Below are 16,711 nucleotides of genomic sequence, written 5' to 3'. Positions count from 1 at the left end.
TGGACTTACTTCTTGCTCTTGGCGGTTTCGCGGTCGTAGGCGGCGCGGTTGAAGCTTTCGCCGCCGGATTCGGCGACCTGGCGGACGATGGCCCAGTCCTTCTGGTAGGTCACCGGATAGAAGCGGTCGGCGCCGTCGAAGGCCTTGGACATTTCCGCCGGGAAGCGGTAGTCGTAGAAGCACTTCAGCATCTGGTCGCGGAACTTCGGCTCCAGGTCGTGGGCGTAGGCGAACGACGAGGTCGGGAACTTCTCGCTGCGGTAGATCACGCGGAAGTCGGATTCCTTGATCTGGCCGCGTTCGGCCATGCGCTTGAAGACGTCCGAGGCCACGGCGGCGGCGTCGTAGTCGCCGGAGTTCACGCCCATCACGGACTGGTCGTGCTTGCCCGAGAAGATGACCTTGTAGTCCTTGTCCGGCGTCAGGCCTTCCTTGGGGAACAGCGCCACCGGCGCCATGTGGCCGGAGTTCGACGAGGGCGCGGTGTGCGCCAGCTTCTTGCCCTTCAGGTCGGTCAGCTTCTGGTAGGGGCTGTCCTTTTTGACGATGACGATCAGGTTGTAGCCCTGGAAGCCGTCGGCGTAGCCCTTGACCGCGAACGGCACGGCGCCGGCGATGTTCACCGCGAAGGCGGTGGGACCGGTGGAGAAGCCGCCCACGTGCAGGCGGCCCGAGCGCATCGCCTCGATTTCGGCGGCGTTGCTCTGCACCTGGTAGAACACCACGCGCTTGCCGGTGCACTCGGACAGGTGCTTGGTGAAGGGTTTGAAGATGTCTTCGTAGACCGCCGGATCTTCCACCGGGGTATAGGTGAACACCAGCGTGGACGGGGTCTTGAGCTTGGACGCGTCGGCGGGCGTGTCCGCCACCAGGTCCTTGTTGGCGTCGCAGTACATCTGGTCCAGGTCGCCCCGGTTCGAACAGCTGTCTGCGGCCTGGGCGGAAGCCCCCCCGAATGCGAATGCGGCAACGGCGGCCGCTTGCAGTAGACGCAAGGCGCGCATCGTATGTCTCCTCTTGTAGGTCTGAATATGACTAGTAACTGAATTCAAACATACAAGCGCGGGAGGCACACCTCGGGAAAGTCCCTGTCTTTTTTTTCGCCTTTTGTTCGAAATGTTCGCTTTGTGTTCGTTTTTGCGCGATCGCCTAGGCGCGGTATCCCAGCTTGCGGGAGATTTCTTGCGCGCATGCCAGCAGCGGACGCGCGATCGCGCCGTCCCAGGACACGTCGAACAGGCCCGTGGGGCCCAGGCTGGTCAGGGCCAGCACGATATTGCCGGTGTTGTCGAACACCGGCACCGACAGCGCGTCCACGCCGGGCAGCGGGTTGCCCAGCGCCCGCGCCATGCCATGCACGCGGATGTCGGCCAGCTGGGCCTCGATGTGCGCGCGCGTGGCCTTGCGCGCCGGCGGCTTGCCGGGCACCACGGCCGTGTCGCCTTCTTCGCGCTCGATGTAGTGCTCGCTGACCTTGGGCGGCAGCCAGGCGGCGAACACCAGGCCGGTGGCCGTGTGCAGCATGGACATCACCGTGCCCTTGCGCATGTTGACGTGCACCGGGTAGCTCGCCTCGGTCATGTGGATCATGGTGGGGCCGTGCGAACCGAGCACGGCGATGCCCAGGGTATGGCCGATTTCCGACTGCAGCCGGGCGATCTCCGGCATGGCGATGCGCACCGGGTCCAGCCGCTGCAGGCTGACCAGCCCCATCTGCAGGGCGAAGGGGCCGAGTTCGTACTGGCCGGTGATGGCGTCCTGCTGCACCAGGCCGACGCGGATGAAGCTGACCAGGTAGGGGTGGGCCTTGGCCGAGGTCATGCCGGCGCCCGCGGCCAGGTCGCGCAGGGTCAGGGGCTTGGCGGCGTCGACCAGGGCGGCCAGGAGCGGCACGCCCACTTCGATGGACTGGATGCTGCGGCGGCCGTCGTTGGCGGCGGCGGAGGCGGGGGTCTTGGACGTGGCCACGGCGGGGCTCCTCAGGGCTGGCGCGCGGCCAGCAGCCGCTCGGCCATTTCCACGAAGCCCGCGCCGCCGTGGAAGGCGGCCACATAGGCCGGACGGTGCGTCAGGCGGTGCAGCTGGGCCTGGATGTTGGCCACGCCGACCGAGACCGGGAAGTACGCGAACATGGGCTCGTCGTTGGGCGAGTCGCCGATGAACAGCGTGCTGTCCAGCGCGCCGGCCACGTCCGCGCCGAACTCGCGTTCGAACATGGTGCGGGTCATGGTGAGCTTGTCGTAGTCGCCGAACCAGCCGTTGACGTGGATGGAGCTGACCTTGGCCTGGGCGCCGGCCGCTTCGAAGATCGAGACGATGCGGCTGACGGCCGAGTCGGGCAGGGCGGGCACGTCCTCGCAGAAATCGATGGCCAGGTCGGCCACGCGGTAGTCCTGGTCGCTGGCCACCGCCGCGCCCGGCACTTCGGCCAGCACGCGGTCGCGGATCGCGTCGAGCTTGCGGCGGCTGGCCTGGCGCGAGGCGGCGTCGGTCCAGTAATGCGTCCGCATGCGGCGGGCCTGGCGGTCGTAGGCATAATAGAACGCGCCGTTCTCGCCGACCACGGCGCGCACCGGCCACATGCGGGCGATGTGGTCGCACCAGCCGGCCGGGCGGCCGGTGATGGGCACCACCTGGATGCCGGCCTGTTCCAGGCGTTCCAGCGCCGCGTAGGCGTCGGCCGGCAGGCGGCCCTCGGTGGTCAGCGTGTCGTCGATATCGGTCAGCACGACGCGGACGGCAGCCGCGACGCTCGGGGGCATGGCCGCAAGGGCTTGCATGGGGGCTTTTCCTCGTTTCCAGGGGGAGTTTTTGGCGGGAAGTTTAACCGGACGGCCCCCTTTTGGCGGGGCCGGGCGGCCCGGATAGGGATTCGGACGCCAGGGGCGGTAAAATCCGGGCTTTCCTGCCTGGTTTGCGTGTCCGCCATGTCCGTCCAGTTGTCCTCCCTGCCCGGCTCCGAGCCGGAATCCTTCGGTATCGCTTCGGTCTCCGAGATCATCGCCGAGCTGCGCGCCGGCCGTATCGTCATCCTGGTCGACGAAGAAGACCGTGAAAACGAAGGCGACCTGGTCATGGCGGCCGAATTCGTCACGCCCGAGGCCATCAACTTCATGGTCACGCACGGCCGCGGCCTGGTGTGCCTGACGCTGACCGAGGACCGCTGCCGCCAGCTCGACCTGCCCCTGATGGCGGCGCGCAACGGCACGCGCTACGGCACCAACTTCACCCAGTCCATCGAGGCCGCCGAAGGCGTCGAAACCGGCATCTCGGCCGCCGACCGCGCCCGCACCATCCAGGTGGCGGTGGCGCGCGACGCCAAGCCCTCCGACCTGGTCCAGCCCGGCCACATCTTCCCGGTGCGCGCGGTGCCCGGCGGCGTGCTGGTGCGCGCCGGCCACACCGAGGCCGGCTGCGACCTGACCGCCATGGCCGGGCTGACGCCGGCCGCGGTGATCTGCGAGATCCTCAAGCCCGACGGCACCATGGCGCGCCTGCCCGACCTGGTGGAATTCGCCCGCCAGCACGGCCTGAAGATCGGCACCATCGCCGACCTCATCCAGTACCGCAGCGAACACGAATCCATCGTCAAGCGCGTCGGCAAGCGCACCATGCAGACCGCCTGGGGCGAGTTCGAGGCCGTGGCCTACGAAGACGCCGCCACCGGCTCGGCCCACCTGGCGCTGGTGCATGGCGACGTGCGGCCCGACGCCGAAACGCTGGTGCGCGTGCACGAGCCGGCCTCGGTGCTGGACGTGCTCGATACCGGCGCCAGCCCGCACAGCTGGGGCGTGGCGCAGGCGCTCGCGGCCATCGCGGCCGCCCCGGCCGGCGTGCTGGTGCTGATGAACTGCCAGTCCTCCACCGAGCATCTGTTCGGCCAGATCGCCGCCTGGTCCGATCCGAAAACCCCCGCCAATCCCGCCAACGCCGACCGCTTCGGGCTGCGTACCTACGGGATCGGCGCCCAGATCCTGCGCGACCTGAACGTGGGCCAGATGAAGTTGCTGGCCCGTCCGCGCAAGATGCCCAGCATGGCGGGCTTCTCGCTCACCATTACGGGTTACGATTGCGACCCTCCGAACACTCCCGCAACACACTGAAGGCCGACAAATGAACCCTTATATCCTTACCCCCGACCTGAACGGCGAAGGGCTGCACATCGGCATCGTACGCGCCCGCTTCAATGAGGAAATCGGCCAGGCCGAGCTCGAAGCGTGCCTGAAGGAACTGGCCGAACTGGGCGTGGACGAGCGCGACGTGATGGTCGCCACCGTGCCCGGCGCCCTGGAACTGGGCGTGGCCCTGTCCCACATGGCCGAAACGTTCGAATTCGACGCACTGATCGCGCTGGGCGCCGTCATCCGCGGCGAAACCTATCACTTTGAAGTGGTCAGCAATGAAATGGCCACGGCAATCACCCGTATTTCCCTGGAAACCGGCATCCCCGTCGCCAACGGCGTGCTGACCGTGGACACCGACGAGCAGGCCCAGGCCCGCGCCGCCGGCAAGGGCCGCGACTGCGCCCAGGTGGCCGTTGAAATGGCCAACCTGGTGGCGGCGCTGGAACCCGAGGAAGACGACGAAGACGACGAGGACGAAGATTTTGACGACGAAGAAGACGACGACCAGCGCTGATAGCGCGGCGCAGGCCCGCGCCAACGCGCGCAGCGCGCGGCGCCGTGCACGCGAATTCGCGTTGCAGGGCGTGTACGCGTGGCTGCTGCGCGGCGGCGAAGGCACGCAGGACGCCGGCGAGATCGACGCCCATCTGCGCGACACCGAGGATTTCTCCGAGGCCGACGCGCAATGGTTCAAGACCTTGCTGCATGGCGTGCTGCGCGAAGCGCCCGCGTTGCGTGAGCGTTTCACGCCCTACATCGACCGCCCGCTGGCCGAGCTGTCGCCCGTCGAGCATGGCATCCTGCTGATCGGCAGCTTCGAACTGATCCATCACGTCGAAGTGCCGTACAAGGTCGCCATCAACGAGGCCGTCGAACTCGCCAAGTCGTTTGGCGGCACGGACGGCTTCAAGTTCGTCAACGGCGTGCTCGACAAGCTGGCCGCGGACGTGCGTCCGCACGAAATGCGGAAGTAGGCTCCCCCCCGAAGCGCCTTTGGCGCTTCCCCCCCGGGGGGCGCCGCTACGGACCGGCGGAGCCGGATCCGTGCGGCCCGGATTGGGGGGCACCCGTTATGTGCGGGCAGCTGTTTCCTGTTTCTTACGCTTGTTCTTGCCGGATTGCGGAGTTGCGTTGGCGTCCGAATTTGATTTGATCGCGCGCTATTTCAATCGCGCTGCGCCGGCAGGGCTGCTGGGCGTGGGCGACGATTGCGCGTTGTTTCCGGTGCCGCCCGGCGAGCAGGTGGCCACCAGCACGGATCTGCTGCTGGAAGGGCGCCATTTCTTTCCCGATGTGGACCCCAGGGCGCTGGGGCACAAGGCCCTGGCGGTGAATCTGTCGGACTTGGCCGCGATGGGCGCGCGCCCGATCGGCTGCGTGTTGGGCCTCGCCTTGCCGCGGCTGGACGAGGCGTGGCTGGCCGCTTTCGCCGAGGGCTTCCACGATCTGGCGGCCGTCCACGGCTGCCCGTTGATCGGCGGCGACACCACGCGCAGCGCGCACGACCTGGCCATCAGCGTTACGGTGTTCGGCGCGGTCGCGCCGGGGCAGGCCCTGCGCCGCGACGGCGCCCGGCCGGGCGACGACGTCTGGGTATCGGGCGAGCTGGGCGCGGCCGACGTGGCCTACCGGCTGCTCGACGGCCAGTATCCGGCCGACCCCGCGCTGCTGTCCGCGACCCGCGAGGCCCTGGAATGGCCGCGGCCCCAGGTGGCGCTCGGCCTGGCGCTGCGCGGCGTGGCCCATGCCGCCATCGACGTCTCCGACGGCCTGTTGCAGGACCTGGGCCATATCCTGGCCGCCAGCGGCGTGGGCGCCGATCTGCATTACCCGCAAATGCCCGTGGCCGCCGCGCTGGCCGGCCTGGACCCGGCGCGGCGCCGCCGCGCCGTGCTGGGCGGGGGCGACGTCTACCAGCTGTGTTTCACCGCCCCGGCGTCCCGCCGCGAAGCCGTGCTGGCCGCCGCCGGCGAGGCCGGCGCGCGCGCCACCCGCATCGGCCGGATCCGCGAGCGTACCGGCCTGGACGTGCTGGACGCGCAGGGCCGGCCGCTGGACGCGCTGCCCGCCGGCTTCGACCACTTTCCCGCGGCCTGAGCGCCGCGTTTTTGCCTCATCCTCCTGGACGCCATGCCTCCCGCCGACACCCGCTCCCCTTCCATGCGCGACCGCAGCCGGGCTGCCTATCCCGCCCTGTCCTGGGTGTGCCGCGATCCCGGCCGGCTGATCGCCTTCGGATTCGGCAGCGGGCTGATCCGGCCGGCCTCCGGCACCTGGGGCACGCTGCTGGCCTGGGCGATCTGGGTCGCCGCCGCGCCGGCCGCCACGGATCTGGCCATCGGCGTGTTCCTGGCGCTGGCGTTCCTGTACGGCTGCTGGGCCTGTCATCGCGTCGGGCGCGAACTCCAGCAACCCGATCATGTCGGAATGGTCTGGGACGAGATGGTGGCGTTCTGGCTGGTGCTGTGGCTCACGCCGTCGGGCTGGCTGGCGCAGGCGCTGGCGTTCGTGCTGTTTCGCACCTTCGACATCGTCAAGCCGCCTCCCATCAAGTTCTTCGACGCCCACATCAAGGGCGGTTTCGGCGTAATGTGGGACGATATCGTGGCGGCCGGATACGCCTTGCTGGTCATGGCGCTGGTCGTGCGCACAGGAGTCTTGGGATGAGCGAAGCACAACGCAATATCGGGTCCGGCACGGAAGCGCTGGCCGCAACGCTGGGCGAGGCCCTGCGCCGCAAGGGCTGGATGCTGGGCACGGCCGAATCGTGCACCGGCGGCCTGCTGGCCGGCGCGATCACGGCGGTGGCGGGGTCCAGCGAGTGGTTCGAGCGCGGCTTCGTCACCTACAGCAACGACGCCAAGGTGGCCGAGCTGGACGTCTCGCCCGACGCCTTGCACCACTTCGGCGCGGTAAGCGAGCCGGTCGCGCTGGAAATGGCCAACGGCGTGCTGCTGGCCTCCGGCGCCGCGCGGGTGGCGGCGTCCACCACCGGCATCGCCGGCCCGGGCGGGGCCACGCCCGGCAAGCCGGTGGGGATGGTGTGCTTCGGTTTCGCCATGCGCACCGGCGACGGCATCACCAGCCGCGCGATGACGCACGTGTTCCCCGGCGACCGGACGCAGGTGCGTCAGGCCGCGGTGGAATTCGCGCTGCGGGGATTGCTGGAATTCGTGGGCGCGCCCGCCGGCCGGGGCTGAACCCCGGCGCGGCGTTCAGCGCACCGCGTTGATCGCGTCGCGCAGGCCCTCGGCCGCGGCGCCGGCGGCCTCGCGCCAGTCGTCGCCGCCGCTGGCGTAGATGATGGCGCGCGAGGAATTGATCATCATGCCGCTGCGCGCCGCGTTGGCGCCGGCGTTGACGGTGGCGGTGATGTCGCCGCCCTGGGCGCCGATGCCCGGCACCAGCAGGGGCAGGGCGTCGCCGATGCGCTGGCGCACGGCGGCCAGCTCGTTGGGGAAGGTGGCGCCCACCACCAGGCCGCACTGGCCGTCGGCGTTCCACTTGTCGGCCACCAGGCCCGCGACATGCAGGTACAGCGGCTCGCCGTTATCCATCTTCAGGAATTGCAGGTCCGAACCGCCCGGGTTCGAGGTGCGGCACAGCACGATCACGCCGCGGTCGCGCCAGGCCAGGTAGGGCTCGACCGAGTCCAGGCCCATGTAGGGGCTGACGGTCAGCGCATGCGCCTGGTAGCGCTCATAGGCTTCGCGCGCGTAGTTCTCGGCGGTCGAGCCGATGTCGCCGCGCTTGGCGTCCAGCACGATGGGCAGGTCGGGATGCTTGTCGCGGATGTGCTGGCACAGCGCTTCGAGCTGGTCCTCGGCGCGGTGGGCGGCGAAGTAGGCGATCTGCGGCTTGAAGCTGCATGCGTACGGCGCGGTCGCGTCGACGATGTCGCGGCAGAACTGGAAGATGGCGTCCGGCTTGCCCTGCAATTCGCGCGGAAAGCGCTGCGGGTCGGGGTCCAGCCCGACTTGCAGGAGCGAGTTGCTGGCGGTCCAGGCGTGTTCGAGTTTTTGGATGAAGTTCATGGGATTCAGTGCAGTTTGACCCGTGGACGCGTGCGCCGCATGAGCAGGCGGGCGAGGGCCAGGGAGGCGGTGCGCGAGATGCCCAGCACGGCTTTGTGGTGCATCAGGTGCAGGCTCATGTACATCAGGCGCGCCAGTGTACCGCTTACGAACAGGCCGCGTCCGGCCAGCTTGCCCATCAGGCTGCCCACGCCGGCGTCCTGGCCCAGCGAGACCAGCGAGCCGTGGTCCTGGTAGACATAGGGTTCGGCGGGCTCGGCCGCGTGGCGCAGGCGGGCGGTGAGCTTCCTGGCCAGGTAGTCGGCCTGCTGGTGGGCGGCCTGGGCGCGGGCGGGCACGGTGCGGCCCTCGCGCCACGGCGCGGCGCAGCAGTCGCCCAGCGCCAGGATGTGCGGGTCCGGGGTTTCCAGCCTGTCGTTGACCTCCAGTTGCCCCAGCTTGTTCAGCGGCAGCCCCAGGTCGGCCAGCAGGGCGGGACCCTGGATGCCGGCGGCCCACATGCAGAGCTGGGCGGGGATTTCGCGGCCGTCCGCGGTGCGCACGGTGCTGTCGGTGACTTCGGATACCCGGCACGAGGTTTCCACGCGGATGCCCAGTTCGGTGAGCCGCCGGGTGGCCGCCACCGAAATCTTCTCGGGCAGCGCCGACAGGATGCGCGGCGCGCCTTCGACCAGCGTGATCGCCAGGTCGCGTTCGGCGCGGAAGTTCGGCAGGCCGTAGGCGCTGACCACGTGGCTGGCCTCGACCAGCTCCACCGCCAGTTCGACGCCGGTGGCGCCGCCGCCCACGATCACCAGATCCAGTCGCGCCGAAGGATTGCGCACCTTGGCCAGGTCCACCTGCGCCATGGCCTTGAGCATGGTCAGGCGGAACTGTTCCGCGTTTTCGGTGGTGTCCAGCGTGACGGCGTGTTCGGCCGCGCCGGGGGTGTTGAAGAAGTTGGACGTGCTGCCCAGGGCCAGCACCAGCGTGTCGTAGGCCAGTTCGCGGCGCGGCAGCACTTCCATGCCCTGCGCGTCGCTGACCGCGTCCAGCGTGATGCTGCGGTGCTCGCGGTCGACCTGTTCGAGGCGGCCCTGCGCGAACGAAAACCCGTTCAGGTGCGCCAGCATCAGGTATGAAAGGCCTTCCTGGTGGATGTCCAGCGTGCCGGCCGCGGCCTCGTGCAGCGAGGGCTTCCAGATGTGGAAAGGGCGGCTGTCGACCAGCGTGATGTGCTGGCGTCCGTGGATCCGGCCCAGCTTGGAAGCCAGTTCCAGGCCGCCGGCGCCGCCGCCGACGATGACGATGCGCTGCGAGGGGTCCGACGTCGATCTAGGCATCATGGCTCCCAGTATAAATAGCCGCGCCGGGGCGGCGGCATGACCAGCCGTGTCAATGCATGACGAAACGGCTGATGGCCACGCCCACCCACACCGTGCCGGCGAAGATCAGCAACAGCATCACCGCCGCGCTGCCGAGGTCCTTGGCCCGTCCCAGCAGCGGATGCGATTCGACCGACAGCGCGTCGGCCAGCGCCTCGATGGCGGAATTCAGCAGCTCCGCGGCCAGCACCATGATCACCGTGCCCACCAGGAAGAACACCTCCACCGTGGTGCGGCCCAGGAAGAACGCGGCCGGAATCATCAGCACGGCCAGCGCCAGTTCCTGGCGGAAGGCCGCCTCGTACTTGATCGCGGCCTGCAGGCCCTGCAGCGAGTAGCGCAGCGCGTTCAGGATGCGACGCAGGCCGCCGGTGCTCTTGTAGGGCGAGTGGTGCGGATTCGGGGACATGGGCGTGAATAGTGGACCGGGTGGCGGCTTTTTAACAGATATGGGCTACCCGCGGCGGGCAAACCCTAATTGTGACTCATCCGGGGCGGGCGCAAGATTCCGGTCAATTGGTAAGGCCACTTTACCTTCTGGCCCGAATTTCCCCGGCACTTCCTCCAGCTACGCAGTCCATGCCCATCCAGACCATCGAACCCCGCCGCCTGTACCGCCAGATCGCCGACCAGCTCCGGCTGCTGATCGAGGCGGGCGAGTTCCCGGTCGGCGCGCGCCTGCCGCCCGAGCGCGACCTGGCGCTCAAGCTGGGCGTGTCGCGCCCCTCGGTGCGCGAGGCGCTGATCGCGCTGGAGGTCGAAGGCTGGGTCGAGGTCCGCATGGGCTCCGGCGTCTACGTGCAAAGCCTGACCGGCGCGCCGCGCGCCAGCCTCACGGCGGAAAGCCCGCTGGAAACCATACGCGCGCGCCAGGTGATCGAAGGCGAACTGGCCGCGCAGGCCGCGCTGCGCAACGCGCCCGCGCTGGTCGACGGCCTGGTCGAAGCGGTGGCAACCATGGAAGACGAGGCGCTCGCCGGCCACGTGCCCATCCGCGGCGACCGCCTGTTCCACACGCGCATCGCCGAAATGGCGAACAACGCGGTGCTGGTGCGCGTGGTCAGCGAACTCTTCGACGAGCGCCACAACCCCCTGTCCGTGAAGCTGGGCGACTACTTCGAGAATCCCGCCAGCTGGGCCTCGGCCATCGCCGAGCACCGCAAGGTGATCGACGCCATCCGCGCCGGCGACGACCGCGGCGCGCGCGCCGCCATGCACCATCATCTGGCCTGCTCGCACGACCGCCTCACCGCAAGCTGGCCCGGCGCCGACGCGCCCGGCCAGCATGCCGAGGCCGCGCCGGCCGCCAACCGGGAGCAGACCGAACCATGACGCTGGCCTGCCGCATCCACGGCGCGCGCGACCTGCGCCTCGAACCCGACGAAACCGCGCCGCTGGCGCCGCACGAAGTCGAACTCAGGCTGGGCGCCGCCGGAATCTGCGGTTCCGACCTGCATTATTTCCAGCATGGCCGCGTCGGCGCCTTCGTCATCCGCGAACCCCTCATACCCGGCCACGAGGCCTCCGGCGTGGTGCTGCGCACCGGCGTGGCCGTGGCCTCGGTGGCGCCCGGCATGAAGGTCGCCATCAATCCCTCGCATCCCTGCGGCAGGTGCGACTACTGCCGCGCCGGCCGCGCCAATCTGTGCCGCAACATGCGCTTTCTGGGCAGCGCCAGCGTGTATCCGCACGTGCAGGGCATGTTCCGCGAACGCTTCGTCATGGCCGAGCGCCAGCTCACGCCGGTGCCCGAAGAAGACGTCTCGCTGGGCGAGATCGCCTGCGCCGAGCCGCTGTCCATCGGCCTGCACGGCGTGAACCGCGCCGGCCCCCTGATGGGCCGTACCGTGCTCGTGACGGGCGGCGGCACCATCGGCTGCATGACGGTGCTGGCCGCCAGGCTGGCCGGCGCGGCGCGCGTGATCGTCGCCGACGTCGCCGACCGCCCGCTGCAAATGGCGCTGGCCGTCGGCGCCGACGAAACCGTGCGCGGCGACCGGGCCGCGCCCGCCGACCTGGCCGACATCGCCGACGTCAGCATCGAGGCGGCCGGCAGCCCGGCCGCGCTGGCCACCTGCCTGGCGGCCACGCGCCGCGGCGGGCGCATCGTGCAAGTGGGAACGCTGCCGGCCGAAGGCATCGCGTTTCCGGCCAACAACATCATGGCGCGGGAGCTCGACTACGTCGGCGCGTTCCGCGCGGACGTGGAGTTCGATTGGGCCGTTTCCTACCTGCGCACGCGCAAGGTGGACGTGCGGCCCCTGATGAGCGCGCAACTGCCGTTGTCGCGCGCATTCGAGGCCTTCGAACTGGCAGCGGATCGCAGTCGCAGTACCAAGGTGCAACTTGTAGTCGAAGCATGACCTCCGGGCGGCACAGCAGGGCCGCCAGGCGGATCATTCAAAACAACGAGGAGACGACATGAACCCAGGCAACGCCCTCAAGGCGCTGATCGCCGCCCTGGCGCTGGCCGCCAGCAGCAGCGCGCTGGCGCAGACCAAGCTCAAGTGGGCCCACGTATACGAGACGTCCGAACCCTTCCATACCGCATCCGTCTGGGCGGCGCAGGAAATCGGCAAGCGCACCAACGGCCGCTACCAGATCGACGTGTATCCGGCCTCGCAGCTGGGCAAGGAAAACGACATCAACCAGGGCCTGACGCTGGGCACGGTGGACATCATCATCTCCGGCTCCAGCTTCGCCGCGAAAACCTTCCCGCGCATCGGCGTCACCTATTACCCCTACATTTTCCGCAACCCCGAGCACCTGATCGCCTACACCAAGAGCGACATCTACAAAGAGCTCACCCGCGGCTACGACGAGAAAAGCGGCAACCACATCGTCGCCACCACTTACTACGGCACGCGCCAGACCACCTCCAACCGCCCCTTCACCAAGTGCGCCGAAATGAAGGGCCTGAAGATCCGCGTGCCGGACGTGGCGGCCTACCTGGCCATGCCGCGCGCCTGCGGCGCCAATACCGCGCCGATCGCCTTCGCCGAGGTCTACCTGGCCTTGCAGAACGGCACCGTCGAGGCGCAGGAGAACCCGCTCACCACCATCGAGGCCAAGAAGTTCTATGAGGTCCAGAAGAACATCATCCTCACCGGCCACATCGTCGACCACCTGAACACGGTGATCTCGGGCAAGCTCTGGAAGAGCCTGTCCGACGAGGACAAGAAGATCTTCACCGAGGTCGCGCAGCAGGCGGCCGAGAAGGCCTCGGGCGAAGTCGCCGAGAGCGAAAAGAAAATGGTCGAGGTGTTCCGCAAGCGCGGCCTGAACGTGGCGGAGGTCAACGTCCAGGACTTCCGCGACACCGTGCTGGAGAAAGTGCCGTTCAAGCAGTACGGCTACGAAAAATCGGATTGGGAACGGATCCAGGCCGTGAAGTGAACGCGCCCGCGGGGCCGCCGCCGGCGGTCCCGACCCTCCCGACTTCGCACTAGGGGAACGCCATGCATTCCGATGCCAAGGCCGCCGTCATGGCGGCGGCCAGCCACGACCCTGTCCGGCCCGGCACGCAGCCGCCGCCGCTGGCCACCGCCGAAGAAATCGTCCACAGCTTCGAAGAGGCCGACCACCATGAGGTCAGCCTGGCGGGCTACCAGCCCGAAGACTGGATCTGCCTGGCCATATTCTGGATCATGGCGCTGCTGGTTTTCCTGCAGTTCTTTTCGCGCTACGTGCTCAACGATTCCTATGCCTGGACCGAGGAGCTCGCCGTCTATTGCCTGATCGGCGTGGTGTTCCTGGGCTCGGCCATGTGCGTGCGGGCCTGCCGCCACATCCAGGTGGATTTTCTATACCGCTACCTGCCGCGCCCCGCGGGCCGCGTGCTGGCCACCGTCATCGACCTGCTGCGCACCGTGTTCTTCGGCTACGCCGTATGGCTCACCTACCGCTACATCACGCTGGTGGGCGACGAGCCCATGACCACGCTGTTCTGGAACAAGGCCTATGTCTACTGGGTGGCGCTGGCCGGCTTCGCCCTGATGTTCCTGCGCTCGGCGCAGGTGTCCGTCGCCAACTGGCGCCAGGGCTATTCCATCCTCGAAAACCCCGAGGCCTACACGTCGCTGGACTGATCCGACAACCACAACCGGAAACGAGACATGGGCATACTGATCGGAACCTTTCTGCTGTTGATGATCTTCGGCCTGCCGGTGGCGGTGGCCATGGCGGGCGCGTCGCTGCTGTTCGTGCTGATCTCGGGCAGCGTGCCCGACGTGGTGGTGGCGCAGCGCATGATCGCGGGCGTGGAATCCTTCCCGCTGCTGGCCGTGCCGTTCTTCATCCTGGCCGGCAACCTGATGAACATCGCCGGCATCACCGGGCGCATCTACAACTTCGCCGTGGCGCTGGTGGGCTGGATGCGCGGCGGGCTGGGGCAGGTGAACATCATCGGCTCGGTGGTGTTCGCCGGCATGTCGGGCACCGCCATCGCCGACGCCGCGGGCCTGGGCACCATCGAGATCAAGGCCATGAAGGACCACGGCTACGGCACCGAGTTCGCGGTGGGCGTGACCGCCGCCTCGGCCACGCTCGGCCCCATCATCCCGCCGTCGCTGCCCTTCGTCATCTACGGCATGATGGCCAACGTGTCCATCGGCTCGCTGTTCCTGGCCGGCCTGGTCCCCGGCGCCGTGCTGATCGTGCTGATGATGCTGACCGTGGCCTATTTCGCGCGGCGCAACAACTGGGGCGGCGACGTGTCGTTCGACTGGAAGCGGCTGGGCGGCGCCACGCTGGAAGTGGCCGTGGTGCTGGCCTTTCCGCTGGCGATCTGGGCCATGACCGAGGCCGGCCTGTCGTCCAACATGGCCACCGGCATCGCCTTCGCGGCCTTGCTGCTGCTGGACTGGCGCTACAACTTCTCGGCGGTGATGGCGCTGATGGCGCCCGTCATCCTGATCGGCGGCATGACCCTGGGATGGTTCACGCCCACCGAGGCCGCCGTGGCCGCCGTGATCTGGGCGCTGTTCCTGGGGCTGGTGCGCTACCGCTCCATGACGTTGCGCACGCTGGCCAAGGCCACTTTCGACACCATCGAGACCACGGCTTCGGTGCTGTTCATCGTCACCGCCGCGTCGGTGTTCGCGTGGCTGCTGACCACCTCGCAGGCCGCGCAGGCGCTGACCGACGGCATCCTCAGCGTGACGCAGAACAAGTGGGTGTTCCTGCTGATGGCCAACGTGCTGATCCTGATCGTGGGCTGCTTCATCGACACCATCGCCGCCATCACCATCCTCGTGCCCATCCTGCTGCCCATCGTGCTCAAGCTCGGCATCGACCCCATCCACTTCGGGCTCATCATGACGCTGAACCTGATGATAGGCCTGCTGCATCCGCCACTGGGCATGGTGCTGTTCGTGCTGGCGCGCGTGTCCAAGCTGTCGGTCGAACGCACCACGATGGCCATCCTGCCGTGGCTGGCCCCGCTCTTCGTGGCGCTGATCGCCATCACCTACATCCCGCAGATCACGCTCTGGCTGCCCACCTTCCTGGGCATGGCCAAATAAGGAGACCCCCGCAATGACCGGAAGACTGCAAGGCAAGACCGCCATCGTCACCGCCGCCGGGCAGGGCATAGGCCGCGCCGTGGCCGAGGCCTATGCGCGCGAAGGCGCCGACGTGCTGGCCGTGGACATCAACGGCGCGGCGCTGGAAACGCTGGCCGGGTGCCGGCGCCGCACGCTGGACCTGACCGGCGCCTCGGCCGCGGCCGAACTGGCCGCCGAGGCCGGGCCGGTGGACGTGCTCTTTAATGGCGCGGGCTTCGTGCACGCCGGCACTATCCTGGACTGCGACGAACAGGCCTGGGATTTCTCGTTCGAGCTGAACGTGAAAACCATGTACCGCATGATCCGGGCCTGCCTGCCGGGCATGCTGGCGCGCGGCGGCGGCTCCATCGTCAACATGGCCTCGGTGGCCTCCAGCATCAAGGGCGCGCCCAACCGCTGCGTCTACGGCGCCACCAAGGCGGCGGTGATCGGCCTGACCAAGTCCGTGGCCGCCGACTACATCGGCCAGGGCATACGCTGCAACGCCATCTGCCCGGGCACGGTGGAATCGCCTTCGCTGCGCCAGCGCATCGAGGCCCAGGCCGCCGCGAGCGGCCAGACGCTGGCCGCCGTCGAGGCCGCCTTCGTCGCCCGCCAGCCCATGGGCCGCATCGGCACCACCGCCGAAATCGCGGCGCTGGCGCTGTACCTGGCCAGCGACGAATCCGCCTTTACCACCGGCACCGCCCAGGTCATCGACGGCGGCTGGTCCAACTGAACCTACACACACCTCCCAAGGAAACCAAGATGAAACTGGTGCGCTATGGCGCGAAAGGCGCGGAAAAACCCGGCATGATCGACGCCCGCGGACAGCTGCGGGACCTGTCCGCGGCGCTGCCCGACATCACCGCTGCCACGCTCACGCAGGCCGGGCTGGCGAAACTGCGCGCGCTGGACCCCGACAGCCTGCCGCGGGTCGACCGCCCGGGCCGGATGGCCCCGCCCTGGAGCGGCATGGGCAAATTCATCTGCATCGGCCTGAACTACGCCGACCACGCGGCCGAGTCCGGGCTGCCGGTGCCGGCCGAGCCGGTGATCTTCATGAAGCCGACCTCGGCCGTGGTCGGCTGCAACGATCCGGTGGTGCTGCCCCGGGAATCCGTCAAGACCGACTGGGAAGTCGAGCTGGGCGTGGTGATCGGCGAGCGCGCCCGCTACGTCAGCGAAGCCGACGCCATGAAGCACGTGGCCGGCTACTGCGTGGTCAACGACGTGTCCGAGCGCGAATACCAGATCGAGCGCGGCGGCACCTGGGACAAGGGCAAGGGTTGCGACACCTTCGGCCCGGTCGGCCCCTGGCTGGTGACGGCCGACGAAATCGCCGACCCGCAGGCGCTGGACATGTGGCTGGAAGTCAACGGCAAGCGCTACCAGAACGGCAGCACCCGCACCATGGTGTTCGGCGTGGCGCAGCTGGTGTCCTACGTCAGCCGCTTCATGACCCTGTACCCGGGCGACCTGATCAGCACCGGCACGCCGCCGGGCGTGGGCATGGGCCAGAAGCCGGCGCCCGTGTACCTGAAGGCGGGAGACCGGATGCGCCTGGGCATCGCCGGCCTGGGCGAGCAGCAACAGTCCGTCCATGCCTGGGACCCCGAGCTGATCGACGCCTAGGGCCTAGTCGC

The 16,711-nt window shown here is 68.6% G+C and carries 19 protein-coding genes; 13 read left to right on the top strand and 6 right to left on the bottom strand.

Annotated elements, in window-relative coordinates; translation table 11 throughout:
* Nucleotides 1-5 precede the first annotated feature (5 nt).
* From phnD to A6B37_RS11635, 3 genes are all read right to left on the bottom strand, one after another.
* Nucleotides 6-1,004, bottom strand: coding sequence for a phosphate/phosphite/phosphonate ABC transporter substrate-binding protein (phnD, locus tag A6B37_RS11645; protein ID WP_111825828.1), 999 nt, complete (start codon nucleotides 1,002-1,004; stop codon nucleotides 6-8).
* A 145-nt stretch (nucleotides 1,005-1,149) separates the two neighbouring features.
* Nucleotides 1,150-1,968: an IclR family transcriptional regulator gene (locus A6B37_RS11640; RefSeq protein WP_168202179.1), complete on the bottom strand. Its 819-nt coding sequence runs from the start codon at nucleotides 1,966-1,968 to the stop codon at nucleotides 1,150-1,152.
* 11 nt (nucleotides 1,969-1,979) lie between these two features.
* Nucleotides 1,980-2,780, bottom strand: coding sequence for an HAD-IIB family hydrolase (locus A6B37_RS11635; RefSeq protein ID WP_111825827.1), 801 nt, complete (start codon nucleotides 2,778-2,780; stop codon nucleotides 1,980-1,982).
* Between the two features lie 147 nt (nucleotides 2,781-2,927).
* On the opposite strand from A6B37_RS11635, the gene ribBA reads away from it, so the two are divergent.
* The 6 genes from ribBA (at nucleotide 2,928) to A6B37_RS11605 (ending at nucleotide 7,324) form a co-directional block, all read left to right on the top strand.
* Nucleotides 2,928-4,103 carry a bifunctional 3,4-dihydroxy-2-butanone-4-phosphate synthase/GTP cyclohydrolase II gene (gene ribBA, locus A6B37_RS11630; protein WP_102773959.1) on the top strand — a complete coding sequence of 392 codons (1,176 nt, stop codon included), beginning with the start codon at nucleotides 2,928-2,930 and terminating at the stop codon, nucleotides 4,101-4,103.
* 10 nt (nucleotides 4,104-4,113) lie between these two features.
* A complete protein-coding gene (ribH, locus tag A6B37_RS11625) occupies nucleotides 4,114-4,638 on the top strand; it encodes a 6,7-dimethyl-8-ribityllumazine synthase (protein ID WP_102773958.1) in 525 nt (174 codons plus the stop codon).
* Nucleotides 4,607-5,098: a transcription antitermination factor NusB gene (gene nusB, locus A6B37_RS11620; protein ID WP_102773957.1), complete on the top strand. Its 492-nt coding sequence runs from the start codon at nucleotides 4,607-4,609 to the stop codon at nucleotides 5,096-5,098. The genes ribH and nusB overlap by 32 nt, the downstream gene beginning before the upstream one ends.
* A 157-nt stretch (nucleotides 5,099-5,255) precedes the next feature.
* Nucleotides 5,256-6,221 (top strand): thiamine-phosphate kinase, encoded by a 966-nt coding sequence (thiL, locus tag A6B37_RS11615; protein WP_111825826.1) that lies wholly within the window; start codon nucleotides 5,256-5,258, stop codon nucleotides 6,219-6,221.
* Between the two features lie 63 nt (nucleotides 6,222-6,284).
* Nucleotides 6,285-6,791, top strand: a complete 507-nt coding sequence (locus A6B37_RS11610) for a phosphatidylglycerophosphatase A (RefSeq protein ID WP_102774169.1) — start codon at nucleotides 6,285-6,287, stop codon at nucleotides 6,789-6,791.
* Entirely contained in the window at nucleotides 6,788-7,324 is a 537-nt protein-coding gene (locus A6B37_RS11605; protein WP_246842456.1) for a CinA family protein, read from the top strand. Before A6B37_RS11610 ends, A6B37_RS11605 begins: the two co-directional genes overlap by 4 nt.
* A 15-nt stretch (nucleotides 7,325-7,339) precedes the next feature.
* Here the strand turns inward: A6B37_RS11605 and pyrF are convergent, their stop codons facing one another.
* Genes pyrF through A6B37_RS11590 form a run of 3 tightly spaced genes read right to left on the bottom strand, consistent with a single transcriptional unit; the run spans nucleotide 7,340 to nucleotide 9,931 of the window.
* Nucleotides 7,340-8,158: an orotidine-5'-phosphate decarboxylase gene (gene pyrF, locus A6B37_RS11600; RefSeq protein WP_111825825.1), complete on the bottom strand. Its 819-nt coding sequence runs from the start codon at nucleotides 8,156-8,158 to the stop codon at nucleotides 7,340-7,342.
* A 5-nt stretch (nucleotides 8,159-8,163) separates the two neighbouring features.
* Nucleotides 8,164-9,483, bottom strand: coding sequence for an NAD(P)/FAD-dependent oxidoreductase (locus A6B37_RS11595; protein ID WP_102773954.1), 1,320 nt, complete (start codon nucleotides 9,481-9,483; stop codon nucleotides 8,164-8,166).
* Between the two features lie 49 nt (nucleotides 9,484-9,532).
* Nucleotides 9,533-9,931 (bottom strand): diacylglycerol kinase, encoded by a 399-nt coding sequence (locus tag A6B37_RS11590; RefSeq protein WP_063960534.1) that lies wholly within the window; start codon nucleotides 9,929-9,931, stop codon nucleotides 9,533-9,535.
* Nucleotides 9,932-10,101: 170 nt separating this feature from the next.
* Between A6B37_RS11590 and A6B37_RS11585 the strand changes: the two genes are divergently transcribed.
* The 7 genes from A6B37_RS11585 to A6B37_RS11555 all read left to right on the top strand — a co-directional run bounded on the left by A6B37_RS11585 (nucleotide 10,102) and on the right by A6B37_RS11555 (nucleotide 16,700).
* Complete coding sequence (locus tag A6B37_RS11585; protein WP_111825824.1) at nucleotides 10,102-10,854, top strand: FadR/GntR family transcriptional regulator; 753 nt, start codon at nucleotides 10,102-10,104, stop codon at nucleotides 10,852-10,854.
* On the top strand, nucleotides 10,851-11,885 hold the full coding sequence (locus tag A6B37_RS11580) for an L-idonate 5-dehydrogenase (RefSeq protein ID WP_111825823.1): 1,035 nt from the start codon (nucleotides 10,851-10,853) through the stop codon (nucleotides 11,883-11,885). Before A6B37_RS11585 ends, A6B37_RS11580 begins: the two co-directional genes overlap by 4 nt.
* 58 nt (nucleotides 11,886-11,943) lie before the next feature.
* Nucleotides 11,944-12,918: a sialic acid TRAP transporter substrate-binding protein SiaP gene (locus A6B37_RS11575; RefSeq protein ID WP_102773951.1), complete on the top strand. Its 975-nt coding sequence runs from the start codon at nucleotides 11,944-11,946 to the stop codon at nucleotides 12,916-12,918.
* A gap of 62 nt (nucleotides 12,919-12,980) precedes the next feature.
* The gene (locus tag A6B37_RS11570; protein ID WP_111825822.1) at nucleotides 12,981-13,610 is read left to right on the top strand and encodes a TRAP transporter small permease; all 630 of its coding nucleotides are present in this window, start codon (nucleotides 12,981-12,983) and stop codon (nucleotides 13,608-13,610) included.
* A gap of 27 nt (nucleotides 13,611-13,637) precedes the next feature.
* Nucleotides 13,638-15,044 carry a TRAP transporter large permease gene (locus A6B37_RS11565; protein WP_102773949.1) on the top strand — a complete coding sequence of 469 codons (1,407 nt, stop codon included), beginning with the start codon at nucleotides 13,638-13,640 and terminating at the stop codon, nucleotides 15,042-15,044.
* Nucleotides 15,045-15,057: 13 nt separating this feature from the next.
* Complete coding sequence (locus tag A6B37_RS11560; RefSeq protein ID WP_111825821.1) at nucleotides 15,058-15,804, top strand: SDR family oxidoreductase; 747 nt, start codon at nucleotides 15,058-15,060, stop codon at nucleotides 15,802-15,804.
* A gap of 29 nt (nucleotides 15,805-15,833) precedes the next feature.
* Nucleotides 15,834-16,700: a fumarylacetoacetate hydrolase family protein gene (locus A6B37_RS11555; RefSeq protein WP_111825820.1), complete on the top strand. Its 867-nt coding sequence runs from the start codon at nucleotides 15,834-15,836 to the stop codon at nucleotides 16,698-16,700.
* Nucleotides 16,701-16,711 lie beyond the last annotated feature (11 nt).

The organism is Achromobacter sp. HZ01, assembly GCF_003267925.1.
GTDB lineage: Bacteria > Pseudomonadota > Gammaproteobacteria > Burkholderiales > Burkholderiaceae_B > Achromobacter > Achromobacter pulmonis_A.
Note: the sequence above shows the minus strand (reverse complement) of the source record. Positions and strands in the feature narration are given on the sequence as shown.